We start from the raw sequence: 25,544 nt of genomic DNA on the forward strand, positions 1-25,544 counted from the left end.
CCGCTGATCGGCCGGCACCTTGGGGGCCGGCCGGTCAGTCCTTCTTGGGGTAAAAGAGCCCGAGGCCGTGCTTCTGCAGCACGTCGTACGCCTCGGCGTAGGTCTCGGGCTCGGCAGAGCCGGGGGCCGCGTACCGCGCGAGCAGCAGCCCCAGCAGGCCGCGTCCGGGCGGGCTGAGGGGCTTGCTCCGGTGCGGTCCGTCCTTGAGGTCGGTCAGTTCGTCCTCGGCGGGATTGGGTGGCACGTACATCGGGTGCACCACGGGCCACGTCGCCGGGTCGCGGGGCGTGTCGAGGTTCACGACCGAGAACAGGTCGCGCGCCTCGGCATCGCGCCGGGTCAGCGGACGCAGCCCGTGCAGGCGCGCGAGCGTCGCGGCCACCGCGGCGTGATGCATCTCGTCGTGCACGATGGTGCCGGCGCGCGTGTATGCCGACACCGCGATCGTCGGCACGCGCACGCCGAGCCGGTCGAACGCGAACCCCATCTCGCCCGGCTCATCGTCCGCGACGGGCGGTGTCGCCGTCGGCGGCGGCACGTGGTCGTACGTCCCGCCGTGCTCGTCGAACGTGATGAGCAGCAGCGTGTTCATCGCGTTCGATCCGTCCGGTGTCGCACTCGACTTGATGGCTTCGTAGACGTCGGCCACGAGCTTCTCGCCTGCGCGTACGTCCGACACCGCGGAGTCCACCACGGCCGAGCCGTCGACCTCGCTCTCGCGGAATGCGCCGAACGGCGGGTGGAAGTCGTTGTGGTTGTAGACCAGCCGCGGCTCGATGAACGCGTAGGCCGGCAGCGTGCCCGCCTTCGCGTCGTCGTAGAACTCCGTCATGTGCCCGAACCGGCCGGTCCGCCAGTACTTCTCGAGCACCGGCGCGTGCAGGATGCCCGTGAGCGACACCAGCTGCATCTCGTCGAAATAGACCTTCCACGGGATGCCGGCATCCTCGAGCCGGTTGAAGATGGTGGGCGTAGGAGCCGCATCGAGCCACTTGTCGTAGCCGCCGCCGTGCTTGTTGGTGACGAAGCCATGGGATGTCGAGGCGTGGAAGAACGACCGGTTGCAGTAGGTCTGCGACGGCACCGCGGCGAACCATGCGTCGAAGACCGCGAAGCCCTTCGCCAGGGTCGACAGCACAGGAAGCTGCTCGGGGGAGAAGCCGCCCATGATGTGCGACGCCTCGTCGATCGTCGGCTCTTTGCCGTGGCGCAGCCGCGTGATGTTGTTCCAGTAGTCGTGGAGGAATCCCTCCATCGTCGGCGCGGTGCCGGACGGCGGGGCGTTGAACGGTGCGGTCATGTCGCCCACCTGACTTGCCGCGTTGTCCCTCGGGTCGACGACGCCGAACAGCTGGGTGTTGACGTGCGGGAACTCCTCGCCGGGATCCGGGTCCGGCCGCGCCATCACGTCGTCGGTGGGGCCCGAGTAGGCGTGGACCGCGACGCGCTCGCCGGAGGGGGCGGTGTTGGCATAGTCGCCGAACGCGAGCCCGTCGAACGTGGCGCCGTCGGGCAGGTTCTCGGGCGTGTACAGCCAACCCAGGAGGTTGTCGAAGGATCGGTTCTCGCCCATCAGGACGACGACGTGGTCGAAGCCGGGCTCGGAACGCGGCGGTACGGGGCCGAAGTCGACCGACCCTTCGCGGTAGCCGATCGTGCGGCCGATGGACGCGCCGGCGGCGGCGCCCACCGCACCGCCCACGACGAGGCCGGCGGCGGCCACCCCGCCGAGTTTGAGGAAGTCCCGACGCGAGCTCGCGTCACCGGGCTCGGGCGCAGGGGAGTCACCGGACGTCTCGGTGCCGTGGACGCGCCCCGCCCCGGCGTCGTCCTGCAGGCCATGCCCCGTCATGGTCCGTCCAGACTAGGCCCTCGCCCGGCTCACGCGGTCAGGGATGCGCGGGCCATCGTGCGAAGGATGCCGCGCACATCGCGCTCGCCGGGGCGTGACCGGGAGGCCCGCACGGTGTGGGGGGTCGAGTTGATGAGGCCGAAGCATGCGTGCGCACGCACGCGGAGGTCGTCCTCGTCGCGCTCAGGGTGGACGGTGGAGAGGATGCCGATCCACACCTCCACGTACTCGCGCTGCAGGCGCCGCACCGTGTGGCGGTCGTCGTCGCTGAGGCTCGCGAGGTCGCGGTCCTGCACGCGGATGACGTCGGCGTCGCGCAGCGCGAACTCCACGTGGAAGGCGATGATCGCGTCCAGCTGCTCGTCCGCCTCCTGGTGGGTCGCCAGCACGGCGCGGCCGCCCGCGAGGAGTCGCTCGCTCACCTCGACGAGGATGGCGCCGAGCAGCGCCTGCTTGTTGGCGAAGTGACGGTAGAGCGCGGGACCGCTCACCCCGACCGCTCCGCCGATGTCTTCGAGGCTGACGCCGCTGAAGCCGCGCTCGGCGAAGAGGGCGGCCGCCTCGTGGAGGATCGCCGCGTGGCGGTCGGCCTTCGCACGATCGCGGTCGGTGACACCGTTCGTCATCTGATGCTCCGCTTGTAATTCCAGTTAAGGCTCGCTAACCTGAACCTCAGTTAGTGAACACTAACCAATTCGATCGCGTCCCGACAACGGACGTGATCCGATCGTGACGTCGAGGAAGATGCGCGGGAGATCCGGATGAGCGTGCTGAGCACCGCCGCAGTGCACGACGAGGCCTTCGCGCGCACGCGCGATGCCCAGCGGGAACTGGCCGAGAGGCTGCACGAGCGGCTGGCCGCCGCATCCGTCGGCGGACCCGAGGCGTCGCGCGAGCGGCATGTCGCCCGCGGCAAGCTGTTGCCGCGCGACCGGGTCACGCGCCTCCTCGACGAGGGGAGCCCGTTCATCGAGGTCGCGCCCCTGGCCGCCGAGGGCCTCTACGACGGCGAGGCCCCCGCCGCCGGCGTGATCGCGGGGATCGGACTGGTGCACGGCCGCCACGTGATGGTGGTGTGCAACGACGCGACGGTGAAGGGCGGGACCTATTACCCGCTGACCGTCAAGAAGCACCTGCGGGCGCAGGAGATCGCGCTCGAGAACCGTCTGCCCTGCCTCTACCTCGTCGATTCCGGCGGCGCCTTCCTGCCGATGCAGGACGAGGTGTTCCCCGACCGCGACCACTTCGGTCGCATCTTCTTCAACCAGGCGCGTCTCTCCGCTGCCGGCATCCCGCAGATCGCGGCGGTGCTCGGCTCCTGCACGGCCGGCGGCGCCTACGTGCCGGCCATGAGCGATGAAACCGTGATCGTCAGGAATCAGGGCACGATCTTCCTCGGCGGTCCGCCCCTGGTGAAAGCGGCGATCGGCGAGGTCGTCACGGCCGAGGAGCTCGGCGGGGGAGAGCTGCATGCCCGGCGCTCGGGCGTCGTCGACCACCTCGCGGAGGACGACGAGCACGCCCTCGAGATCGTGCGGGACATCGTCGCGACCCTGCCGGCGCCCGCTGAGCCCGCGTGGGAGGTCGTGCCCGCCGTCGAACCGGCGGTCGCGGCATCCGATCTGTATGGTGTCGTGCCCGTCGACGTGAACCAGCCCTACGACGTGCGCGAGGTCATCGCGCGCCTGGTCGACGGCAGCGAGCTGCACGAGTTCAAGCGCGAATACGGCGACACGCTCGTCACCGGGTTCGCGCGCGTCCACGGGCACCCGGTCGGCATCGTCGCCAACAACGGCGTGCTGTTCAGCGAGTCCGCCCAGAAGGGCGCCCACTTCATCGAGCTGTGCGACCAGCGCGGGGTGCCCCTGCTGTTCCTGCAGAACATCTCGGGCTTCATGGTCGGACGCGATGCCGAGGCCGGCGGGATCGCGAAGGACGGGGCCAAGATGGTCACCGCCGTCGCCACCACGCGCGTGCCGAAGCTCACCGTCGTCATCGGCGGGTCGTTCGGTGCCGGCAACTACTCGATGTGCGGTCGCGCGTACTCACCGCGGTTCCTCTGGACGTGGCCGGCCAGCCGCATCTCCGTCATGGGCGGCAACCAGGCGGCGTCGGTGCTCTCGACCGTCAAGCGCGACCAGCTCGAGGCGCGCGGCGAGGAGTGGTCGGCCGAGGATCAGTCGGCGTTCGAGGCCCCGATCCGCGCGCGGTACGAGGAACAGGGCGACCCGTACTACGCGACGGCCCGCCTGTGGGACGACGGCGTCGTCGACCCGCTCGACACCCGCGACCTCCTCGGGCTCGCGCTCGACGTCGTCTCGCGCACCCCTCTGCCCGAACCGCGCTTCGGCGTCTTCCGGATGTGAGGAACATGTTCGAATCCGTCCTCGTCGCCAACCGCGGTGAGATCGCCCGCCGGGTGATCCGCACGCTCCGACGCCTCGGCATCCGCTCGATCGCGGTCTACAGCGACGCGGACGCCGACGCGCCGCACGTCCGCGAGGCCGACGAGGCCGTGCGCATCGGCCCCGCGGCTGCCGTGCAGTCGTACCTCGACATCGACGCCGTCGTCGCGGCCGCCGTCGACGCCGGTGCGCAGGCGGTGCACCCGGGCTACGGCTTCCTCTCGGAGAACGTCGCCTTCGCCCGCGCGTGCGCCGAGGCAGGCATCGTCTTCATCGGCCCGGGCGAGCGCGCCCTCGAGGTGATGGGCGACAAGATCCGTGCGAAGGAGCACGTCGCGTCGTACGGCGTGCCGACGGTGCCCGGCTTCAGTGCGGCCGGAATGACGGATGCTGAGATCTCCGCGTCCGCTGAGAGCACCGGCTTCCCCCTCCTGGTGAAGCCGTCGGCCGGCGGCGGCGGCAAGGGCATGCAGGTGGTGCGCACTGCCGCGGAGCTGCCGGACGCGCTCGCGACGGCGCGCCGCATCGCCGCGGCGGCGTTCGGCGACGACACCCTCCTGCTCGAGCGACTCATCGAGCGACCGCGTCACATCGAGGTGCAGGTGCTCGCCGACGGGCGCGGCACCGTCGTGCACCTCGGCGAGCGCGAGTGCACGCTCCAGCGCCGGCACCAGAAGGTGATCGAGGAGGCTCCGTCGCCGGTGGTCGACGCCGACACTCGCGCGCGCCTGGGCGCGGCCGCGTGCGCGGCGGCGGCGTCCGTGGATTACCGCGGTGCCGGCACAGTCGAGTTCCTCGTCGCGGCCGCCCGACCTGACGAGTTCTTCTTCATCGAGATGAACACCCGCCTCCAGGTGGAGCACCCCGTCACGGAGCTCGTGACCGGCTTCGACCTGGTCGAACAGCAGCTGCGGATCGCCGCAGGGGAGCCGCTCGCGTTCTCGCAGGCGGACGTGCGTCTCGACGGCCACGCGATCGAAGCGCGGGTGTATTCGGAGTCGCCGGAGCGCGGGTTCCTGCCCGCGACGGGCGAGGTGCTGGCGTGGCGGGCCGCCGCCGGCGCGCGGACCGACTCGGCCGTCGAGACCGCGAGCGTCGTGACCGCGGACTACGACCCGATGATCGCGAAGGTCATCGCGCATGGCGCGGACCGCGCGGAGGCGCTCGGGCGTCTCGACGGCGCGCTCGCCGAGACGGTGGTGCTCGGGCTCGACACCAACATCGGCTTCCTTCGCGCTCTCCTCGCCGAGGACGGCGTGCAGACCGGCGACATGGACACCGGGCTCATCGATCGCATGCCGCCCTCCGCGGCAGCAGAGCCGACGCCCGCCGCGCTGCGGGCCGCCGCGTCGCTCGACTCGCGCAGCATCGGTGCCCGGCGCCCCGTGCGCAGCGGCGCAGCCTGGCGCGAGCTCGAGGGGTGGCGCGCGGGCGCGGCCGCCGTCCCGGCGGTGGTGAGGCTGCTCGACGAATCCGGCGCCGTGTACGCGACCACACCCGGCGGAGGCGGCGCTTCCGGACGCCTCGGAACCCCGGAAGCGCCCACACCGGCCACTTCGATCCCCGCCTCACCGGCGCGGGTAGCGGTCGACGCCGACGGCTGGGTCTGGGTGCACACCGACGGCGCGACGCATCGCCTGCGTCCGCTCACCCGCCGCGCCGCGATGGAGCGGCGCCTGGCGGCCCGCGAGCGCGCGGCCGCGGCATCCGATCCCGAACTGCGTGCCCCGATGCCGGGCGCGGTGGTCGCCGTGCACGTGACCGACGGGGCGTCCGTCGCAGCCGGCGACCGCATCGTGACGATCGAGGCGATGAAGATGGAGCACCCCGTCCTCGCCCCGCACGACGGCGTCGTGCGCGTCGACGTCACCATCGGCGAGCAGGTGCGCCGCGACCAGGTGCTCGCCCACGTCTCGATCGCCGATGCGGCGGCCGCAGCATCCGATCCCCCCGACGACTCCACCGCAGACGCCCACGCGGCGCCCGCGCCGACCTCCTGACACCCGAGGAGCAGCAATGGACAGCTACGACACCTACGACCTCACCGACGACGAGCGCGAGCTCGCCGCCCTGGTGCGCCAGTTCGCCGACGAGGTCGTCGCGCCCGTCTCGTACGAGGCCGACCGCACCCACACCCTGCCGATGGACGTCGTCGCGCAGATGGGGGAGCTGGGGCTGTTCGGCCTGCCGTTCCCCGAGGAGTACGGCGGGCAGGGCGGCGACTACTTCGCGCTGTGCCTCGCGATCGAGGCGCTCGGCCGCGTCGACCAGTCGCTCGCGATCACGCTCGAGGCGGGCGTCAGCCTCGGCGCGATGCCGGTGTTCCGATTCGGTACCGAGGAGCAGAAGCAGGAGCTCCTGCCCGACCTCCTGGCCGGCACCGCGCTCGCCGCGTTCGGGCTCACCGAGCCGGAGGCGGGATCGGATGCCGGCGCCACCCGCACCACCGCGCGCCGGGACGGCGACGAGTGGGTCATCAACGGCTCGAAGCAGTTCATCACCAACTCGGGCACCGACATCACGCGGTTCGTCACGGTCACCGCGGTGACGGGCGAGACGGATGGCCGCAAGGAGATCTCGACCATCGTCGTGCCACACGGCACTCCCGGCTTCACCGTCGAACCCGGCTACGACAAGGTCGGCTGGCGCGCGTCCGACACGCACCCGCTGACGTTCCAGGACGTGCGCGTTCCCGCGGCGAACCTGCTCGGCACCGAGGGGCGCGGCTTCGCGAACTTCCTCCACATCCTCGATGAGGGACGCATCGCGATCGCCGCGCTCGCGACAGGAGCGGCGGAGGGATGCCTCGACGCCGCCGTGGACTACGCCAAGAAGCGGACGGTGTTCGGCGACGCGCTGTCGACGCGGCAGGGGATCCAGTTCCTCCTGGCCCGCATGCAGCAGCGCGTGCACGTCGCGCGGCTGGCGTGGCACCACGCGGCGCGCCTGCGGGACGCCGGCAAGCCCTTCAAGACGCAGGCGGCCATGGCGAAGCTCACCGCGAGCGACGCCGCGATGGACAACGCCCGCGATGCGACCCAGATCTTCGGCGGCAACGGCTTCATGAACGAGTACCCCGTCGCGCGGCACTACCGCGACTCGAAGATCCTCGAGATCGGCGAGGGCACGAACGAGGTGCAGCTCCTGGTGATCGCGCGGGCGCTCGGCGTGGCGTGAGGGTAGCGTGACAGACGTGACCCCCGACGCCTCCGAGAACGCGGCTGCGGCCGACGTGCGCGAGATCGTGCAGCGCGGGCTGTACTACGACGAGCTCGAGGTCGGCGCGCGGTACCTGCACCGCCCCGGCCGTACGGCGACCGAGGCCGACAACGTGCTGTTCTCGTCGATCACGATGAACACGCAGGCGCTGCATCTGGATGCCGCGTTCTCCGCGTCGCAGCCGTTCGGCCAGCGCCTCATGAACTCGATGTGGACGCTCGCGACGATGGTGGGGGCGTCTGTCTCGCAGATCACGCAGGGCACACTCGTCGCCCAGCTCGGTCTCACCGACGTCTCGTTCCCGGCGCCGCTGTTCCACGGCGACACGCTGTACACCGAGACCGAGGTGCTCGACAAGCGCCTCTCGGCGTCGCGCCCGGGGCAGGGCATCGTGACCCTGCGCCACACCGGCCGCAACGAGCGCGGCGAGGTCGTCGCGCTGGCCACACGGAGCGCGCTCATGTGGTGCGCACCCGAGACCCCGGAGGAGACGTCGTGAGCTTCGATCTCGGCCCCGCGCTGCTGTTCTGCCCGGCCGACCGCCCCGAGCGGTACGCGAAAGCGTTCGACCGCGCCGACGCGGTGATCCTCGACCTCGAGGACGCGGTCGCGCCCGCCGACAAGACTGCGGCGCGCGGACATCTCATCGAGTCCGAGCTCGACCCGGCGCGGGTCATCGTGCGCGTGAACCCGCCCGAGACCGACGCGTTCACGGCCGACCTCGCGACGCTGTCGCAGACGGACTACCGGTGCATCATGGTCGCGAAGTCCGAGTCGCCGGGGCGCATCCGTCGCATCGACGCGCGCTTCGAGGTCGTCGCGCTGTGCGAGACGGCGAAGGGCGTCGCGCAGGCCGACCGCATCGCCGCCCTCGACAACGTCGTCGCGCTGATGTGGGGCGCGGAAGACCTCGTCGCGAGCATCGGCGGCACCTCCAGTCGCAAGCCCAACGGCCGCTACCGCGACATCGCGCGCTATGCGCGGTCCCGTGTGCTGCTCGCCGCCGGCGCGCGCGGCAAGGCCGCGATCGACGCCGTGCACCTCGACATCGAGGACGCGAAGCGCCTCGCCATCGAGGCGGCGGATGCCGCAGCATCCGGTTTCCGTGCCACCGCCTGCATCCACCCGAGCCAGGTGGCCGTCATCCGCGCCGCCTACCGCCCCGACGAGAAGACCGTGGCGTGGGCGCGCGCCGTGCTCGCGGCCGCCGACGGCGAGCGCGGTGTGTTCTCGTACGACGGGCGAATGGTCGACGAGCCGGTGCTGCGCCACGCGCGCGGCGTGCTGGCGCGCGCGGACGAATGAACGCGGAGTCGGAGCTCACGCCGCGCCTCGGTGTCGTTGCGCGCCGCGAGCTCGCGGTGCACGGCATCACCTGTTACGACCAGCTGACCGGGCGCACCCGCGGGGAGCTGCTGGCGATCCACGGTGTCGGGCCGAAGGCGATCCGCATCCTCGACGAGGAGCTCGCCGCGCGCGGTCAGTCGTTCGCCGACTGACGCACCCGCTCGTCGACGGTGGCGGGTACGGCCATGGCGCCGAGCCTAGGCCACCAGCCCCGCGTAGGTCACGAGCCGCAGGTGATCGCGCTCGTAGACGAAGTCGTGCGTGGCGCCGTTGGCGAGGCGCTCGCCCTCGAGCGGCAGCTCGCCGGCCGTCGCGTGACGCATCACCTCGCGGATGAGGGCGCCGTGGCTCACGACGATGAGCGAGGCCGCGGCGGGAGCGGTCGCGCGACGATGCTCCCGCACGATGCCGCCGAGGGCGGCGATGGCGCGGGCGCGCAGCTCGGGCCACGGCTCGGCCCCCGGCACCTCGGCGGTGTGCCAGTCGCCCCAGCGGGTGCGGAACTCGTCGATGCCGACGCCCTCCGCCTCGCCGTACGCGCGCTCGCGGAGACCCGGGTACGCGCGCGGCGCGGCGAGGCCGAGTTCGGCCGCGATGATCTCGGCCGTCTCGCGGGCGCGGGAGAGGTCGCTCGAGACGATGGTGACCGGCAGGCCGCCCTCGAGGCGATCGCGCAGCACCGCGGCGGTCGCGCGCGCCTGCGCCCGGCCGGTGTCGTTCAGGGGGATGTCCGTCGAGCCCTGGATGCGCCGGTCGCGGTTCCAATCGGTCTCGCCGTGGCGGATCAGGGTGAGGGCGGTCATGCTCTCGACCCTACCCGCGCCACCTGGACGTCTCGGTTCAGGCGAGTGCCGGCAGCCCGTCGGCGAGCGCGCGCAGCACCTCGCTCGTGCCGGCGTCGATCTTGACCGTCGCGCGGGCGTCGGCTCGCGTGACGCCGCGGTTAACGATCACCACGGGCAGGCGACGCCGGCGCGCCCGCTCGAGCAGGCGGATGCCGGAGTTCACGACGAGCGACGAGCCCGCGATGATGAGCGCCTCGCTCGTGCGCACGAGCTGCTCGGCCTCGCGGAACTTCTCAGCGGGGATGAACTCGCCGAAGAACACGACATCGGGTTTCAGCATGCCGCCGCACACGCTGCAATCGGGAATGTTGAAGCCCTCGGTGCTCTCGGGGAGGACGTCGCCGTCGGGGCCGAGTGCGACGTTCTCGGGCACACGGATCCACGGATTGTCGTCTTCGACGCGGCGGGCGAGGTCGCGGCGGTCGAAGACCTGGCCGCAGTGGGTGCAGAAGATGCGGCGCATCGTGCCGTGGAGCTCCACGACGCGGCGGCTCCCGGCGCGCACGTGGAGTCCGTCGACGTTCTGGGTGACGACGCCGGTCGCGAGTCCGCGGGCCTCCAGGTCGGCGAGGGCGCGGTGGCCGGGGTTCGGCTCGGCCGATGCGAAAGCCCGCCATCCCAGGTGGCTTCCCACCCAGTAACGGCGCCGCGACGCGTCGCTCGAGAGGAACTGCTCGACGGTCATCGGGGTCCGCACGGGGGCGCCTGCGCCGCGATAATCGGGGATCCCCGAGTCGGTCGAGACTCCCGCCCCCGTCAGCACGGCGATGCGTCGGCCCGCGAGCGTCGCGATGGCCTGGGCCACGGCATCCGTCGTCCGGGCGTCCATTCCGGTCGCGATCGTCGTCACGGCGCACCCCCTTCGCGTCGAGTGTAGGCCTCGCGGTTTTCGGGGATGTTACGGCGTGACTCGGCGTGCCAGGATGAGCCCGTGGGCAGCTTCGGGGGCGTCAGCGCCGAGCAGTACGCGCGTTTCATGGGCCGCTTCTCGACCCCGCTGGCTGTCGATTTCGCGACCGTCGGCCTCGAGGGCGTCGCCGCGGATGCCCGCGTTCTCGACGTCGGCTGCGGACCCGGGATGCTGACGCTCGAGCTCGTGGAACGTCGCGGACCCGCGGCGGTCAGCGCCGTCGACCCGGAACCGGCATTCGTCGAAGCGACCGAGGAGCTGTGCCCCGGCGTGGACGTCAGGGTCGCAGAGGCCGAGCACCTGCCGTTCGCCGACCGGGAGTTCGGTGCGACGCTGGCCCAGCTCGTCGTCCACTTCATGTCGGACCCGGTGCGCGGAGTGACGCAGATGGGCCGTGTGACCACGCCGGGTGGCCGCGTCTCGGCTTGCGTGTGGGACCACGCCGGCGCCGGCGGACCGCTCTCGAGGTTCTGGCGCGTGGCGCGCCGACTCGACGACGGGGTGCGTGGGGAGGCCGGGCTCAGCGGCGCCGCTTCAGGTCAGCTCGTCGACATCTTCCGGCGCGCGGGCCTCGCCGACGTCGCCCAGACGGTGGTCGAATGCACCGTCTCGTTCCGTGACTTCACGGACTGGTGGGACCCGTTCCTCCTGGGCGTCGGGCCGGCCGGCCGCTACATCGCCACGCTCGACGTGCAGGACGTCGCGCGCCTCGAGGCGGCGCTGCGCGACGAGCTCGGGGACGGGGCGTTCACGGAGACGGCGCGGGCCTGGACGGCGGTCGGCACCCCGGTCTGAGCGCCATGCGACGATGGGACGTGATGCACGCGATCCAGATCACCGACGCCTCCGACGAGCGGCTCGCGGACTACCGCGATCTCACCGATGTCGCGCTGAGGCGCGTGATCGAGCCCGAGGGCGGTCTGTACATCGCCGAGTCGGCGAAGGTCATCGGGCGCGCGATCGCCGCCGGCCATCGCCCTCGATCGGTCCTCGTACAGGAGAAGTGGCTCCCCGACATCGAGGAATTGGTGACGGATGCTGCGGTCCCGACGTACGTCGTCACCCCGGAGATCGCCGAGTCCCTGACCGGGTACGCCGTGCACCGTGGCGCGCTGGCGTCGATGCACCGGCCCGAGCTCCCGCCCGTCGCCGAGGTCGTCGCGGATGCGAGGCTCGTCGTCGTGCTCGAGGACATCGTCGACCACACCAACGTGGGGGCGATCTTCCGCGCTGCGGCCGGTCTCGGGGCCGACGCGGTGCTCATCAGCCCGAGGTGCGCCGACCCGCTCTACCGGCGCAGCGTGCGTGTGAGCATGGGCACGGTGTTCCAGGTGCCGTGGACGCGGCTACCCGAGTGGGGCGAGGCGCGCGGGGTGCTGCACGACGCGGGCTTCGAGCTCGCGGCGCTCGCCCTGTCGGACGCCGCCGTCTCGCTCGACGACTTCAGCGCGCGCCGCCCGGAGCGGGTCGCGCTCATGCTCGGCGCCGAGGGCGACGGGCTCTCGCGTCGGGCACTCGAGGCGGCCGACACCGTCGTCACGATCCCCATGGCGGGCGGCGTCGACTCGCTCAACGTCGCCGCGGCGAGCGCGGTCGCCCTGTGGGAGCTGCGGGCGCGCTGACGCGCGTCCCGCGCCCGCTTCAGGCGCCGGGGCGGACCATCAGCTCGGTGAGGTCCGCGTCCCGGGGCAGGTCGAGGGCCGCCAGGATCGCCGTGGCGACCGATGCCGGGTCGATCCACTGCGACGCGTCGTAGTCGGCGCCCTCCTGCTGGTGCACCTTCTCCTGCATCGGGGTCGCCGTGCGGCCGGGGTAGACCGTCGTCACGCGCACGCCGTTCACCCGCTCCTCCTCGCGGAGGGCGTCGGCGACAGCGCGCACAGCGAACTTGCTCGCACCGTAGGAGCCCCACTCGGGGCTCACGCGCAGGCCGGCGCCGGAGTTCACGAAGACGACGCGTCCCCGAGCCGTGCGCAGGGCCGGGAGCATCAGGCGGGTCAGCTCGGCGGGCGCGACGGCGTTGACGTTCAGCTGGTGCTGCCACGTCGCGACCGGCGTCTCGCCGATCGCGCCGAGCTCCACGACACCTGCCACGTGGATGAGCGAGTCGAGCCGCGGGGGCACCGTCTGGTGGCTGAACGCCCACGACAGACGCGCCGGGTCGGCGAGGTCGCCGACGAGGGTCTGCGTGCCGGGGAAGCGCTCGCGCAGCTGCGCGGCGCGGCCGGCGTCCCGCACGAGCAGCCACAGGTCGTCGCCGCGCGCGACGAGCCGCTCCGTGAGCGCGGCGCCGATGCCGGAGCCCGCGCCGGTCACGAGGTGCGTCGCCACGTCAGGCCTCCTCGCCGCGGTGCGCCGCGGCATCCGTTCCCGGCGCCAGCGTGATCACGGGGAGCGGATCGGGCCGCTTCGCCGTGACGTGGTCGCCCGAGGACTGGTGGCGCAGGCGCCGCAGCACCCACGGCACGAGGTACTCGCGCGCCCACATGACGTCGACCGCGCGCGCTTCGCGCCAGGTGCGAAGAGGCAGCGGGTCGGGCTGCATCGGCTGGAGGTCGTTCGGCACGTTGAGCGCGCGCAGCACCATGCGGGCGACCTCGTGGTGGCCGAGCGCGTTGTAGTGCAGGCGGTCGTCGTCGAAGAAGCGCATGTCCTGCACCTCTTTGAGGGCCCACTGGTCGGCGACGATGCAGTCGTACCTGTCGGCGATCGCGCGGATGTTCTCGTTGTAGATCGCGACCTTGCCGCGGATGCCGCGGAACACAGGGGTGAACGCCGTGTCGATGCCCGTGAAGACGACGACGGTCGCGCCGTCGCGCGAGAGGCGCACGACGGCGTCCTCGAAGAGCTGCGCGACGTGGTCGGGGTCGCCGTTGGGGCGGATGACGTCGTTGCCGCCCGCCGAGAAGGTCACCAGGTCGGGTTTGAGGGCGATCGCCGGCGCGACCTGCTCGTCGACGATCTGACCGATGAGACGGCCGCGGATGGCGAGGTTCGCGTAGGCGAAGTCGTCGACCTGCTCCGAGAGCACCTCGGCGACGCGGTCGGCCCACCCGCGGAACCCGTTCGGCGCCGACGGCTCGGGGTCGCCCACACCCTCCGTGAACGAGTCGCCGATCGCGACGTAGCGGCGCCAGGGGTGCGGCTCGGCGTTCGCCACATAGGGGCTGCGGGCATCTTCTCTCGTGGACATCCGTGTCATCCGTTCTCGGCTCGTGACCGACAGTCAGGTTATCGCGGCGGGGGACAGGACACCGGATGCCGCGACCCGGCGCCGCCCGGCCCTCGATGTCGTGCGGGTCGTCTATCGTGGTGACTCGTTGTCTACGGGGGAGGTGTGATCGGTGACGGACGAAACGACGATCGAATCGCCGCCCGCCCCGCCCGAGAACCTCCTCGCCGAGTCGTCCGCAGAAGGGCGGCTGGCCACCGGCCCGCATGGCGCCGAGCCGCACATCGGCAGCTTCGCCGCGGAGCACCTGTCGCCGACCTATCCGCAGCGCGCGCCGTGGGGAACCGCGCAGCGCCTGCGCGCGTGGCAGGCCGAGGCGCTCGACCTCTACTTCGGGCTGGACGGCCCCGACGGCCCCGGCGGCGGACCCCGCGACTTCCTCGCCGCGGCGACCCCGGGCGCCGGCAAGACGACATTCGCCCTCCGCCTCGCCAGTGAGCTGCTGCGGCGCCGTGTGGTCAACCGCATCGTCGTGGTCGCGCCCACGGAGCACCTCAAGACGCAGTGGGCCGACGCGGCCGCCCGGGTGGGCATCCGCCTCGATCCGGCGTTCAGCAACCGCCACTTCGCGCCCGCCCGCCAGTACCACGGCGTCGCCGTCACCTACGCGCAGGTCGCGGTCAAGGCATCCGTCCATCAGCGGCTGACGATGGATGCGAAGACGCTCGTGATCCTCGACGAGGTGCACCACGGCGGCGACGCGCTCAGCTGGGGCGACGCGCTCCGCGAGTCGTATGCGCGGGCGACTCGCCGGCTGCTGCTCAGCGGAACGCCGTTCCGCAGCGACACGGCGCCCATCCCGTTCGTCGAGTACCACCCGGATGCCAAGGGCATCCGCGTCTCCCGCACCGACTACGCCTACGGCTACCGCCGCGCCCTCGAGGACGGCGTCGTGCGGCCGGTGCTCTTCATGGTCTACGCCGGCCAGATGCGCTGGCGCACCAAGACCGGCGAGGAGATGGAGGCGCAGCTCGGCCAGGACAACACGAAGGACATCACCTCGCAGGCGTGGCGTACCGCGCTCGACCCCGAGGGCGACTGGATTCCCGCCGTTCTGCGGTCGGCCGACCGTCGGCTCACCGAGGTGCGCGAGCATGTTCAGGATGCCGGCGGCCTGGTGATCGCGACGGACCAGACCGCCGCGCGCGCCTACGCCGCGATCCTGCACGACATCAGCGGCGAGGCGCCGACCGTCGTGCTGTCGGACGAGGCCGAGGCCTCGAGCCGCATCGAGGAGTTCTCGTCCTCGACGACACGCTGGATGGTCGCGGTGCGCATGGTGTCGGAGGGTGTGGACGTGCCGCGCCTCGCCGTCGGGGTGTACGCGACGAGCGCGTCGACCCCGCTGTTCTTCGCCCAGGCCATCGGGCGCTTCGTGCGCGCCCGCCGCCGCGGCGAGACCGCGAGCGTGTTCCTGCCGAACGTGCCGCAGCTGCTCGCCCTCGCGAACGAGATGGAGCGGCAGCGCGACCATGCGCTCGACCGCGACTCCGACGGCGAGGACGAGTGGAACGCCGAAGAAGACCTGATGAACGCGGCCGAGCGCGAAGACAAGGCGTCCGATGCGCTCGAGGAGGAGTTCTCCTATCAGGCCCTGGGCTCGCTCGCGCACTTCGACCGTGTGCTCTTCGACGGCAAGGAGTTCGGCCAGCTCGCCGTGCCGGGCACTCCCGAGGAAGAGGAATTCCTCGGGATCCCGGGCCTGCTCGAACCCGACCAGGTGCACGACGTGCTCATGTCGCGGGTCTCGCGGCAGTCGCGACACCGGAGCGCCCGCGAGGCACAGGAATCGACGGCGCCCGAGGAGGAGCCTGCGCTGCCCCAGGCGCTGCACCGCACGCTCAAGGAGCAGCGCCAGCTGCTCAACAGCCTCGTCGGCCTCTACGCCCGCCAGACAGGCGAGGCGCACGGTCTCGTGCACGCCGAGCTGCGGCGCATCTGCGGCGGCCCCGCCGTGTCGCACGCGACGGTCACGCAGCTGCAGTCCCGCATCGACGTCCTGCGCAAGCGCGTGCGCTCCTGACGCGACGCCCCGCGCGCTGTGAGCGGCGCGCGAGAGGCGGTGGGGTTCGGAAACCCGAAATGCTGGCAATCCTTGGTTTTCGCGCTGCCCGGCTCTCGGCGATGGCTAGCGTTGACGGGTCCCGCACCCGACTGGAGGCCCGAGTGAGCACGCCCGCCGCACCGACCGACCGCGATCGACGCCGCTGGGCGCAGTACCTCGTGAACGAGCGCGCGGAGGCACACGTCTACCGCGAGCTGGCCGGACGGCGCTCGGGGGAGGAGCGCGAGATCCTCCTGGCCCTCGCCGAGGCCGAAGGGCGCCACGAGGCGCACTGGCTGCAGCTGCTGGGCAGCGAGCCGGCGCGACTGCCGCAGGCAGACATCCGCACGCGCATGCTCGGCTGGATGGCCAGGCGCTTCGGCTCGATCTTCGTGCTCGCCCTCGCCCAGAACGCGGAGGCCCGCTCACCGTACGACGACGAGCCCTTCGCGACGCCGACGATGGCGGCCGACGAGCGGATCCACCACGAGGTCGTGCGCGGGCTCGCCGCCCGCGGACGCCGTCGCCTGTCGGGCACGTTCCGTGCCGCGGTCTTCGGCGCGAACGACGGCCTCGTCTCGAACCTCGCGCTCGTCATGGGCATCGGCGCGACCGGCGTCTCGAGCCAGTTCGTGCTCTTCAGCGGCATCGCGGGCCTGCTCGCGGGCGCCCTGTCGATGGGAGCGGGCGAGTTCGTGTCGGTCCGCTCACAGCGGGAACTCCTGGCGGCCACCGAGCCGAGCGACTACGCCGACGGCGCGATCCCGCACCTCGACATCGACGCCAACGAGCTGGCGCTCGTGTACCGGACCCGCGGGATGCCGGAGGCCGAGGCGTCCGCGCGCGCCCGCCGCGTCGTCGAAGCCGCGCACGCGCTCGGTCAGGGACGCACCGACACCGGCCCGATCTCGGTCGCCGATCACGAGGAGGTCGTGGGCAGCGCCTGGGCCGCGGCACTGTCGAGCTTCCTGTTCTTCGCCTCCGGCGCGATCATCCCCGTGCTGCCCTGGATCTTCGGCCTGTCCGGCCTCGCCGCTGTCCTCGTGGCCCTCGTGCTGGTCGGGATCGCGCTGATGTCGACCGGTGCCGCCGTCGGCCTGCTGTCGGGCGCTCCGCCGCTCAAGCGCGCACTGCGCCAGCTCGCGATCGGGTTCGGCGCCGCCGCGGTGACGTACATCCTGGGCCTGCTGTTCGGCGTCTCGATGGGATGACGCGCCCGGGCGTGGGGAGCGATTCGTTGAACCTCCGGTGACGTGGTAATGTCATTCCTCGGTTGCGAAACCGAAAACCACCTGCGCGGGTGGCGGAATAGGTAGACGCGCTAGCTTGAGGTGCTAGTGCCCGTATAGGGCGTGGGGGTTCAAGTCCCCCCTCGCGCACAGTGAAGAAGGCCCCCGAAAGGGGGCCTTCTTTCGTCGTGGCGGACACCGAGTCCGCCGGTGTCGCGCACTGCTGGTGGAAACGGACGGGAAACGAGTGACCGGTAGGTTTGAGCGCATGCCTTCATCCGATCCCGGACTCCCGGAGGTCGCCGCGATCGCGCGGGATCTGATCCGCTTCGACACGACGAACCACGGCGGCGGCCGCGCCGCCGGCGAGCGGGAGGCCGCGGAGTACGTCGGCGCCTACCTCGAGACGCTGGGTCTGAGCCCCGAGTTCTACGAGCCCCTGCCGCGCCGCACGAACGTCATGGCACGGGTTCCGGGCCGCAACCGCGACAAGCCCGCGCTCGTGCTGCACGGCCACCTCGACGTGGTCCCGGCGATCGCCGAGGACTGGAGCGTCGACCCGTTCGAGGGCGTCGTGAAGGACGGAATGCTGTGGGGTCGCGGCGCCGTCGACATGAAGGACATGGACGCCATGATCCTGACGTCGGTCGCCGACATCCTGCGCGCCGGCGAGCAGCCCGAGCGCGACCTCGTCCTGACCTTCTTCGCCGACGAGGAGAACGGCGGTGTCGAGGGGTCCGCGCTCGTGGTCCAGGGCCGCCCGGAGTGGTTCGCGGGCGCCACCGAGGCGATCAGCGAGGTCGGCGGGTACTCGATCCCGATCGGCGACCGCCACGCGTACCTCCTGCAGGTGGGGGAGAAGGCGCTCATCTGGATCCGTCTCGTCGCGCGCGGACGCGCCGCGCACGGGTCCAAGCTGCACGACGACAACGCCGTGACGCGGCTCGCCGAGGCCGTCGCGGCGCTCGGCCGCACCGCCTGGCCTGTGACCCTCACCGACACCTCGCGCGAGATGAGCGAGCGGCTCGCCGCGCTCACCGGCCAGGGCGCCGCCGAGCCCGACGCCGTCGCGGCGGCCACCGGCGCAGCATCCGGATTCCTCCGCTCGACGCTGCGGACGACCACCAATCCCACCGGTCTCGTGGCCGGGTACAAGCACAACGTCATCCCCGACCGGGCCGAGGCGCTCATCGACGTGCGGGCGCTCCCCGGCACCGAGGAAGCCGTCCTGGCCGACATCCGCCGAATCGTGGGCGACGACGTGGAGGTCGAGGTCGTCCACCAGGACATCGGCCTCGAGGTCCCCTTCTCGGGCGATCTCGTCGACGCGATGGTCGCTGCGCTGGGCCGTCACGACCCGGGCGCGCCCGTCGTGCCGTACCTCATGGGCGGCGGCACCGACAACAAGGCTCTGGCCGGCCTCGGCATCGCCGGCTACGGCTTCGCGCCGCTGCGCCTGCCGTCCGACCTCGACTTCACGGGCATGTTCCACGGCGTCGACGAGCGCGTCCCGATCGACGCACTCGTGTTCGGCCAGGCCGTCCTCACAGATCTGCTCCGCACCTACTGAGAACCGAGCGGATGCGAGCTTCCCGCGGCATCCGTCATGGCAACGGCTGAAAGGCGCCCATGCTTCTCGAAGCGATCATCCTCGGCTTCGTCCAGGGACTGACCGAGTTCCTTCCCATCTCGTCGAGCGCGCACCTGCGCATCCTCGGCGAGTTCCTGCCGTCCGCCGAGGACCCGGGCGCGGCGTTCACCGCGATCACGCAGATCGGCACCGAGGCGGCCGTCGTGGTCTTCTTCTGGCGCGACATCGTGAGGATCATCGGGCACTGGTTCCGGGCGCTGTTCGGCCGCATCCCTCGCAACGACCCCGACGCGAAGCTCGGGTGGCTGATCATCGTCGGGTCGATCCCGATCGTGGTGCTGGGACTGCTGTTCCAGGATCAGATCGAGACCGTGCTGCGGTCGCTCTGGATCACCGCGGGCATGCTGATCTTCTTCGGCGTGCTGCTCGGCATCGCCGACCACGTGGGCGCCAAGAAGCGCAAGCTGCAGGACATCACGATCGGCCACGGCGTGATCTACGGCTTCGCGCAGTCGCTCGCGCTGATCCCGGGCGTGTCGCGCTCAGGCGGAACCATCACCGCCGGCCTCTTCATGGGCTACGAGCGGGCGGCCGCCGCGCGCTACGCGTTCCTGCTGGCCATCCCGGCGGTCTTCGGCAGCGGCTTCTTCCAGCTGTTCAAGAGCCTCGACGAGCCGGGCATGTTCACGCTCGGCGAGACCGCCGTGGCGACGGCCGTCGCCTTCATCGTCGCGCTCGGCGTGATCGCGTTCTTCATGAACTGGATCTCCAAGCACAGCTTCCTGCCGTTCGTGGTCTACCGCGTGGCGCTGGGATCACTGCTGCTGGTGCTGCTCAGCATGGGCGTCATCAACCCCTGACACCGGGGGGACGGATGCCGCTCAGCGGCGCGGGTCGTCGCGGCCGGGCTTGCTCGGCCCGTCGCCCGGCTTGCCGTCGGTGCGGCGCAGGTACCGCTCGAACTCCTGCGCGATCGCGTCGCCCGAGGCCTCGGGGGAATCCCACGTGTCGCGGGTGCGCTCGAGCTGGTGGATGTACTCGGTCATCTCCTCGTCGTCGGCCGCGGCGGCGTCGATGGAGGCCTCCCATGCCGCCGCCTCCGTGGCGAGGTCGCCGCGGGGGACGGGAGCGCCGGTGATGTCTTCGAGCCGGTCGAGGAGCGCCAGCGTCGCCTTGGGCGAGGGCGTGTGGCCGGCGACGTAGTGCGGCACGCTCGCCCACAGGCTCGCCGTCGGGATGCCCGCGCGCTCGGCGGCGTCGCCCAGCACACTGAGGATGCCGACAGGGCCCTCGTAGGTGGTGCGCTCGAGTTCCAGCGCCGTACGCAGGTTCTCGTTGTCGCTGCCGGAGAAGACCGAGATCGGCCGGGTGTGCGGCACGTCCGACATCATCGAGCCGATCGCGACGAAACCCGTGATGTCTTCGCGGAGGGCGACGTCGATGAACTCGGATGAGAACGCCTGCCAGGCGCGGGCGGGCTCGACGCCGGTGAGCAGCCACAGCTGCGTCCCCCGGGTCGCCTGCGCGGGGCGCAGCAGAGTGGCCTCGGGCCAGCGCAGCGTGCGGCGTCCGTCGCCGTCTGCGGCGATGTGCGGACGCGTGTACTGGTAGTCGAAGTAGAGCTCGGGGTCGACCGAGAACACCGTCTCGTACGAGCCGCCATCGCGCAGCTGCGTGATGGCGGACGACGCGGCTTCGCCCGCGTCGTTCCAGCCGTCGAACGCTGCGACGAGAACACGACGACCCAGTCCGTCCACGAGACCCCCTTCGCCCGCATCCGCTGCGGGTTCCTTCCAGGATATGCCCCCGCCCCCGAGGAGGGTCGGAGCCCCCTCGGTAGGATTGCACGGTGAATGCGCCCCGACTCGCCGCCGTCCTGTGGGACATGGACGGCACCCTCGTCGACACCGAGCCGTACTGGATGGCGGCGGAGACGCCTCTCATCGAGAGCTTCGGAGGGACGTGGTCCCACGAGCAGGCGCTCGGCCTGGTCGGCCTCGGACTGGAGGACTCCGCCCGCATCCTGCAGGGCACAGGCGTGCGCATGAGCACGGACGCGATCATCGACCACCTCACCGAGGACGTCATGCGCCAGCTGTCCGCGACGGGCGTGCCGTTCCGGCCGGGCGCGCGAGAGCTGCTGGCGAGTCTGCGCGAGGCCGGCATCAAGACCGGGCTCGTGACGATGTCGATGCGCCGCATGGCGCAGACCGTCGTCGATCTCATCGACTTCGACGCCTTCGACGTCGTCGTCGCGGGTGACGACGTCACGCGCCCGAAGCCCTTCCCAGATCCGTACCTGCAGGCGTGCGAGGCGCTCGGCGTCACGCCCGACGAGACCGTCGCCATCGAGGATTCGCCCAACGGACTGCGCTCGGCCGTCGCCTCGGGTGCGTCGGTCATCGGCGTCCCGCTCATGGTGTCGCTCACCGGCGCCGGCGCCCACACGCTGTGGGAGAGCCTGGAAGGACGCACCGCCGCCGACGTCGCCGAGTTCCACGCGGCGCACCGCGCCCGCGTCCACGCCCCGCACCCCGCCGAGGAGACCGCCCGATGACCGACGACAACCTGGAAACGGCGCGCCCGAGTGGCCCCTTCCGCCTCGGCGACCGTGTGCAGCTCACCGGCCCCAAGGGTCGCCTCCACACCATCACGCTGCGTGAGGGCGGCGAGCTGCACACCCATCACGGCGTGCTGCGGCACTCGCAGCTCGTCGGGCAGCCCGACGGCTCCGTCGTCGCGAACAGCGGCGGGCACGAGTATCTGGCGCTGCGCCCGCTGCTGCGCGACTTCGTGATGTCGATGCCGCGTGGAGCGGCCATCGTTTACCCGAAGGACGCCGCGCAGATCCTCGCCGAGGCCGACATCTTCCCCGGCGCGACGGTCGTCGAGGCCGGCGTGGGCTCCGGGGCGCTGTCGCTGTGGCTCCTCCGCGCGATCGGGGGCGAAGGGAGGCTCGTCTCCTTCGAGCGCCGCGACGACTTCGCCGCGGTCGCACGGGCGAACGTCGAGACCTTCACCGGGCACGTCCCGGCGAACTGGGACGTGGTCGTGGGCGACCTCGCCGAGGAGCTGAACGACACGGTGGCCGAGGCATCCGTCGATCGTGTCGTGCTCGACATGCTCGCGCCCTGGGAGTGCATCGACGCGGTGGCCGAGGCGCTCACGCCCGGCGGAGTCGTGGTCTGCTACGTCGCGACCGCGACCCAGCTCAGCCGTGTCGCGGAGTACATCCGCGGCACGGGGCTGTTCACCGAGCCCGACGCCAACGAGACCATGGTGCGCGGCTGGCACGTCGAAGGTCTCGCGGTGCGCCCCGATCACCGCATGGTCGCGCACACCGGCTTCCTGGTGTGGGCGCGCCGGCTCGCTCCGGGTGCGATCCCCCCCGAGGTCAAGCGCCGCGCGTCGAAGTCGAGCTACGGCGACGAGGACGTGGAGTTGTGGACCCCGGGCGCCGTCGGCGACCGGCAGATCACCGACAAGAACCTGCGCAAGCGGGTCCGGGAAGCCGAGCGGGCGGCCGAGGGCGCGCGCCAGGCGGCCGGACGGTCCGACGCGCCCGACGAGTCCGCCTAAACTAGGCCGGTGCGCAAGATCCCCGCTGCCCTGGTTGTCCTGGGACTGGTGACCGTCGGCCTGGCCGGATGCTCGCTGCCCGGCTCGTCCTCGTCCGACTGCTCGCGTCCCGAGGTGTCGAACCCTGACGTGATGGACCTCATCACCGTCACCGGCGATGTCGAAGACGAGCCCGAGGTCGATCTGTACACGCCGGTGAAGGCCCCCGAGCTCGCCTACCAGGACGTCGTGACGGGTGAGGGCACCGCCATCACCTCCGTCAACCAGCCCCTCGTGCTCGACGTCGCACTGTTCAGCGGCACGACCGGTGAGCTGCTCGCTGCGACGCCGTACGACGGCGACCTGTCGCGAGTCGGCTCGGTCGCGCAGTTCGCCAACTTCCCCGGCTTCGAGGACGCGCTGCACTGCGCCACCGAAGGGTCCCGCGTCGCGGTCGCGCTCTCGTCCGACGACCTCGCCTCGGGCGTCGCCGATCAGGCCGGTCTCGATGACGGCGACGCGCTCGTCGCCGTCATCGACCTCCGCAAGGTGTACCTCGCTGCCGCCGACGGCCAGAACCAGTTCAACAGTGGCTTCGGGCTGCCGAGCGTCGTGCGTGCGCCCGACGGACGCCCGGGCCTCATCATCCCCGACGGCGCGGCGCCGAGCGAGCTGACGATCCAGACGCTCAAGAAGGGCGACGGCGAGGAGGTCACCGGCGAGCAGCCGGTGCGCGTCCACTACACCGGCGTCGTCTGGGGCGCGGACGAGACCTTCGACACGACGTGGGACGGCGAGCCCGCATCGCTCACGCTCGACGGGGTGGTCCCGGGCTTCGCGAAGGCGCTCGAGGGTCAGACCGTCGGCTCTCAGGTTCTCGTCGTCGTACCGCCCGACCAGGGCTACGGCGACCAGGCGCAGGGCGGCATCCCGGCCGGCTCGACCCTGGTCTTCGTGATCGACATCCTGGGTCTCGACGCGGTGGCGGCGGAGTAGCCCGAGGTCCGACGACCCCGACGCGGGCGGCCATAGGATAGGCGGGTGCCTGCCACTGCCGCCGCGAAGATCCCGCCCGAGGAGCGCCTGGTGAACCTCGTGGTGGCGCTCATCGCGACGGATCAGGGCCTCACCAAGGACACCATCCTGACCTCGGTCGCGGGCTACCGCGAGCAGAGCGAGGCGGGGGCGTCGAAGGACGCGCTCGAGAAGATGTTCGAGCGCGACAAGGAATCGCTGCGCGGGCTCGGCGTGCCGATCGAGACCATCGGCGACTGGGCCGACCCCGACGACCTCCGCGAGGCGCGGTACCGCGTGCCGAGCGCCGAGTACGAGCTTCCGGAGGACATCGAGTTCACGCCGGCCGAGCTGGCGCTGCTGACCCTCGCCGGCGGGGTGTGGAGCGAGAGCTCCCTGTCGGACGACGCCCGCAGCGGCCTGCGCAAGATCCGTGCCCTGGGCGATCTCGTCGACGAGCCCATCATCGGGTTCTCACCGCGCCTGAGCCTGCGCGATCCCGCGTTCCCGGCGCTGCAGCAGGCGATCGAGTCGAGCCGCGTCGTCACCTTCCCGTACCTCAAGCCGGGCGAGGCCGCACCCCGCACCCGGCGCGTGCAGCCCCTCGCCCTCGTCGAGTACGAGGGCCGGTGGCACGTGTTCGGCATCGACCTCGACGTCAAGGCGGACCGCACGTTCCTGCTCGCGCGCATCGTCGGGCAGGTCGCCGTCACGCGCGCGTCCTTCGACCCGGCACTGCGCGAGGGCGCGGGCGACCGTGCTCTCGCGGGCCTCGACGAGGTCGCCGCGCGCAATTCCGCCCTGCTCGAGGTGAACCCCGGCACCGAGGCGGCACTGCGCCTCGCGCGGCGCGCGCAGCCCGCCGAGCAGGGGATCCGCGTGCCGTACGTCGACGCGCACATCTTCGCCGACGAGCTCGCCTCCTACGGACCCGAGGTGCGGGTCGTCGAGCCGGCAGACCTGCGCGATCGCGTCATCGAGCGGCTCGCAGCGACCCGCGACCTCCACGGAGGGATCTCATGAGCGTCCGGCGCCAGCTCGTCGCGACCGATCGCGCGGCGCTCATGCTTCAGCTGGTTCCCTATCTGATCGGCAAGGGCGAGGTCTCGCTCGCCGAGGCCGCCGACGAGTTCGACGTCTCGCCAGAGCAGATGCGGTCGATGGTGGAGAAGCTCACGGTGATCGGTCTTCCCGGTGACCGCGGCTACTGGCAGATGGCGAACGATCTGTTCGACATCGACTGGGACCTGCTCGATGAGCGCGACCTCATCGTCATCACGAACTCGGTGGGCCTCGAGCGCGCCCCCAAGCTCACGGCGCGCGAAGCGGCGGCACTCCTCGCGGGCCTGCAGCTGGCGCGGTCGATCCCCGGGGTCGGCGACACCGCCCTTTACGCGGGCCTGCTCGCGAAGCTCGCCCGGGGCGCGTCCGGCATCCCGGCCGAGGTGATCCTGGCGACGGAGCCCGTCGACGTCGTGCGCGATCTCGTGTCCGATGCGCTCCGACGCGGCGTCGCCGTGTCGTTCACGTACAAGGCGCCGGATGCTGCGCCCACGACGCGCACGGTCGACCCGGTGAAGGTCCACATCGCGAGCGGGCAGTGGTACCTGCAGGGGTGGTGCCACCTTCGCGAGGCGATGCGCACGTTCCACCTCGACCGCGTGAGCGACCTCGAGCTCACCGGCATCCCGAGCACGCACGCGGGCGAGCAGGCACCGGACTGGTTCGACGCCGATGCGGGCGATGTGGTCGCGCGCATCCGCTTCGCGGAGGATGTCGCCCCGCTGCTGGGGGACTACCTCGACCGCGCGTCGCTCGAGACCGCGGACGGCGTCACTGTCGCGACCATGCGCGTCGCCGACGAACTCAGCCTCCGGCGTCTCGCGGCGCGCCGCGGTGGTCTCGTCGAGGTGCTCGAGCCCGCAGCAGCCCGCCGCGCCGTGGCTGATTGGGCCGAAGCGGGGCTGGCGCAATACCGGTGACGGCCGTTCCGAGCCCTCGTCGTCAGGTTAGACTGTTCGCACATCCGCACCGACAAGGAGATTCCGCATGGGCGCATTCGGATGGCCGCACCTTCTGATCATCCTCGCGGTGATCCTGCTCCTGTTCGGGGCTGCGAAACTGCCGGCTCTGGCCAAGAGCCTCGGTCAGTCCGCCCGGGTCTTCAAGGGCGAGATGAAGGCGATGAAGGAGGACGACTCCACGGCGAAGCCGAAGGCCGAGAACGTGGCGTCCGAGACTCCCAAGGCCGACACCCCCGCGAGCTCGAGCAGCACCGCAGACCCGTCATCCTGACCC

General features: G+C 71.6%; 25 protein-coding genes and 1 tRNA gene. 19 read left to right on the top strand and 7 right to left on the bottom strand.

Annotation, left to right across the window (positions count from 1 at the left end; translation table 11 throughout):
- Positions 1–34: 34 nt before the first annotated feature.
- Together ACVN90_RS08195 and ACVN90_RS08200 are read right to left on the bottom strand one after the other, a co-directional pair.
- Positions 35–1,852 carry an alkaline phosphatase family protein gene (locus ACVN90_RS08195; RefSeq protein WP_475101645.1) on the bottom strand — a complete coding sequence of 606 codons (1,818 nt, stop codon included), beginning with the start codon at positions 1,850–1,852 and terminating at the stop codon, positions 35–37.
- Positions 1,853–1,881: 29 nt separating this feature from the next.
- Positions 1,882–2,478, bottom strand: a complete 597-nt coding sequence (locus ACVN90_RS08200) for an SACE_7040 family transcriptional regulator (protein ID WP_475101646.1) — start codon at positions 2,476–2,478, stop codon at positions 1,882–1,884.
- 135 nt (positions 2,479–2,613) lie between these two features.
- Between ACVN90_RS08200 and ACVN90_RS08205 the strand changes: the two genes are divergently transcribed.
- Genes ACVN90_RS08205 through ACVN90_RS08230 form a run of 6 tightly spaced genes read left to right on the top strand, consistent with a single transcriptional unit; the run spans position 2,614 to position 8,975 of the window.
- Positions 2,614–4,218: a carboxyl transferase domain-containing protein gene (locus tag ACVN90_RS08205; protein WP_475101647.1), complete on the top strand. Its 1,605-nt coding sequence runs from the start codon at positions 2,614–2,616 to the stop codon at positions 4,216–4,218.
- Between the two features lie 5 nt (positions 4,219–4,223).
- A complete protein-coding gene (locus ACVN90_RS08210; protein ID WP_475101648.1) occupies positions 4,224–6,257 on the top strand; it encodes an acetyl/propionyl/methylcrotonyl-CoA carboxylase subunit alpha in 2,034 nt (677 codons plus the stop codon).
- A 16-nt stretch (positions 6,258–6,273) separates the two neighbouring features.
- Entirely contained in the window at positions 6,274–7,434 is a 1,161-nt protein-coding gene (locus ACVN90_RS08215; RefSeq protein WP_475101649.1) for an acyl-CoA dehydrogenase family protein, read from the top strand.
- 16 nt (positions 7,435–7,450) lie between these two features.
- Positions 7,451–7,975, top strand: a complete 525-nt coding sequence (locus tag ACVN90_RS08220; protein ID WP_475101650.1) for a MaoC family dehydratase — start codon at positions 7,451–7,453, stop codon at positions 7,973–7,975.
- Positions 7,972–8,781 carry an HpcH/HpaI aldolase/citrate lyase family protein gene (locus tag ACVN90_RS08225; RefSeq protein WP_475101651.1) on the top strand — a complete coding sequence of 270 codons (810 nt, stop codon included), beginning with the start codon at positions 7,972–7,974 and terminating at the stop codon, positions 8,779–8,781. Before ACVN90_RS08220 ends, ACVN90_RS08225 begins: the two co-directional genes overlap by 4 nt.
- Complete coding sequence (locus ACVN90_RS08230) at positions 8,778–8,975, top strand: helix-hairpin-helix domain-containing protein (RefSeq protein ID WP_475101652.1); 198 nt, start codon at positions 8,778–8,780, stop codon at positions 8,973–8,975. The genes ACVN90_RS08225 and ACVN90_RS08230 overlap by 4 nt, the downstream gene beginning before the upstream one ends.
- A 45-nt stretch (positions 8,976–9,020) precedes the next feature.
- On the opposite strand, the gene ACVN90_RS08235 is transcribed toward ACVN90_RS08230, so the two are convergent.
- On the bottom strand, positions 9,021–9,626 hold the full coding sequence (locus ACVN90_RS08235; RefSeq protein ID WP_475101653.1) for a histidine phosphatase family protein: 606 nt from the start codon (positions 9,624–9,626) through the stop codon (positions 9,021–9,023).
- Positions 9,627–9,663: 37 nt separating this feature from the next.
- Complete coding sequence (locus tag ACVN90_RS08240) at positions 9,664–10,497, bottom strand: Sir2 family NAD-dependent protein deacetylase (RefSeq protein WP_475102086.1); 834 nt, start codon at positions 10,495–10,497, stop codon at positions 9,664–9,666.
- A 102-nt stretch (positions 10,498–10,599) separates the two neighbouring features.
- On the opposite strand from ACVN90_RS08240, the gene ACVN90_RS08245 reads away from it, so the two are divergent.
- Both ACVN90_RS08245 and ACVN90_RS08250 read left to right on the top strand, forming a co-directional pair.
- The gene (locus ACVN90_RS08245; protein WP_475101654.1) at positions 10,600–11,373 is read left to right on the top strand and encodes a class I SAM-dependent methyltransferase; all 774 of its coding nucleotides are present in this window, start codon (positions 10,600–10,602) and stop codon (positions 11,371–11,373) included.
- Between the two features lie 23 nt (positions 11,374–11,396).
- Positions 11,397–12,200 (top strand): TrmH family RNA methyltransferase, encoded by an 804-nt coding sequence (locus ACVN90_RS08250; protein WP_475102087.1) that lies wholly within the window; start codon positions 11,397–11,399, stop codon positions 12,198–12,200.
- A 19-nt stretch (positions 12,201–12,219) separates the two neighbouring features.
- Here the strand turns inward: ACVN90_RS08250 and ACVN90_RS08255 are convergent, their stop codons facing one another.
- Positions 12,220–12,909: an SDR family oxidoreductase gene (locus ACVN90_RS08255; protein WP_475101655.1), complete on the bottom strand. Its 690-nt coding sequence runs from the start codon at positions 12,907–12,909 to the stop codon at positions 12,220–12,222.
- 1 nt (position 12,910) lies between these two features.
- Positions 12,911–13,771 (bottom strand): SGNH/GDSL hydrolase family protein, encoded by an 861-nt coding sequence (locus ACVN90_RS08260; RefSeq protein WP_475101656.1) that lies wholly within the window; start codon positions 13,769–13,771, stop codon positions 12,911–12,913.
- A 229-nt stretch (positions 13,772–14,000) separates the two neighbouring features.
- Here ACVN90_RS08260 and ACVN90_RS08265 point away from each other — a divergent pair, with 229 nt between their 5' ends.
- The 5 genes from ACVN90_RS08265 to ACVN90_RS08285 all read left to right on the top strand — a co-directional run bounded on the left by ACVN90_RS08265 (position 14,001) and on the right by ACVN90_RS08285 (position 19,534).
- Positions 14,001–15,833 (top strand): DEAD/DEAH box helicase, encoded by a 1,833-nt coding sequence (locus ACVN90_RS08265; RefSeq protein ID WP_475102088.1) that lies wholly within the window; start codon positions 14,001–14,003, stop codon positions 15,831–15,833.
- A 143-nt stretch (positions 15,834–15,976) separates the two neighbouring features.
- Positions 15,977–17,065, top strand: coding sequence for a VIT1/CCC1 transporter family protein (locus tag ACVN90_RS08270; protein WP_475101657.1), 1,089 nt, complete (start codon positions 15,977–15,979; stop codon positions 17,063–17,065).
- Between the two features lie 83 nt (positions 17,066–17,148).
- Positions 17,149–17,233 (top strand) — tRNA-Leu (locus ACVN90_RS08275).
- Between the two features lie 118 nt (positions 17,234–17,351).
- Positions 17,352–18,653, top strand: a complete 1,302-nt coding sequence (locus tag ACVN90_RS08280; RefSeq protein ID WP_475101658.1) for a M20/M25/M40 family metallo-hydrolase — start codon at positions 17,352–17,354, stop codon at positions 18,651–18,653.
- Between the two features lie 59 nt (positions 18,654–18,712).
- Positions 18,713–19,534: an undecaprenyl-diphosphate phosphatase gene (locus ACVN90_RS08285; protein ID WP_475101659.1), complete on the top strand. Its 822-nt coding sequence runs from the start codon at positions 18,713–18,715 to the stop codon at positions 19,532–19,534.
- A 21-nt stretch (positions 19,535–19,555) separates the two neighbouring features.
- Here ACVN90_RS08285 and ACVN90_RS08290 read toward each other — a convergent pair whose 3' ends face one another.
- Complete coding sequence (locus tag ACVN90_RS08290) at positions 19,556–20,431, bottom strand: PAC2 family protein (RefSeq protein ID WP_475101660.1); 876 nt, start codon at positions 20,429–20,431, stop codon at positions 19,556–19,558.
- Positions 20,432–20,523: 92 nt separating this feature from the next.
- Between ACVN90_RS08290 and ACVN90_RS08295 the strand changes: the two genes are divergently transcribed.
- The 6 genes from ACVN90_RS08295 to tatA all read left to right on the top strand — a co-directional run bounded on the left by ACVN90_RS08295 (position 20,524) and on the right by tatA (position 25,541).
- The gene (locus tag ACVN90_RS08295; RefSeq protein WP_475101661.1) at positions 20,524–21,231 is read left to right on the top strand and encodes an HAD family hydrolase; all 708 of its coding nucleotides are present in this window, start codon (positions 20,524–20,526) and stop codon (positions 21,229–21,231) included.
- Positions 21,228–22,253, top strand: coding sequence for a tRNA (adenine-N1)-methyltransferase (locus ACVN90_RS08300; protein ID WP_475101662.1), 1,026 nt, complete (start codon positions 21,228–21,230; stop codon positions 22,251–22,253). The genes ACVN90_RS08295 and ACVN90_RS08300 overlap by 4 nt, the downstream gene beginning before the upstream one ends.
- Positions 22,254–22,262: 9 nt before the next feature.
- Complete coding sequence (locus ACVN90_RS08305; protein WP_475101663.1) at positions 22,263–23,228, top strand: FKBP-type peptidyl-prolyl cis-trans isomerase; 966 nt, start codon at positions 22,263–22,265, stop codon at positions 23,226–23,228.
- Positions 23,229–23,273: 45 nt separating this feature from the next.
- Positions 23,274–24,269, top strand: coding sequence for a helix-turn-helix transcriptional regulator (locus ACVN90_RS08310; RefSeq protein ID WP_475101664.1), 996 nt, complete (start codon positions 23,274–23,276; stop codon positions 24,267–24,269).
- On the top strand, positions 24,266–25,228 hold the full coding sequence (locus tag ACVN90_RS08315; protein WP_475101665.1) for a helix-turn-helix transcriptional regulator: 963 nt from the start codon (positions 24,266–24,268) through the stop codon (positions 25,226–25,228). The genes ACVN90_RS08310 and ACVN90_RS08315 overlap by 4 nt, the downstream gene beginning before the upstream one ends.
- 67 nt (positions 25,229–25,295) lie before the next feature.
- On the top strand, positions 25,296–25,541 hold the full coding sequence (tatA, locus tag ACVN90_RS08320) for a Sec-independent protein translocase subunit TatA (RefSeq protein ID WP_116193575.1): 246 nt from the start codon (positions 25,296–25,298) through the stop codon (positions 25,539–25,541).
- Positions 25,542–25,544 lie beyond the last annotated feature (3 nt).

Source organism: Microbacterium sp. F01 (assembly GCF_056156365.1).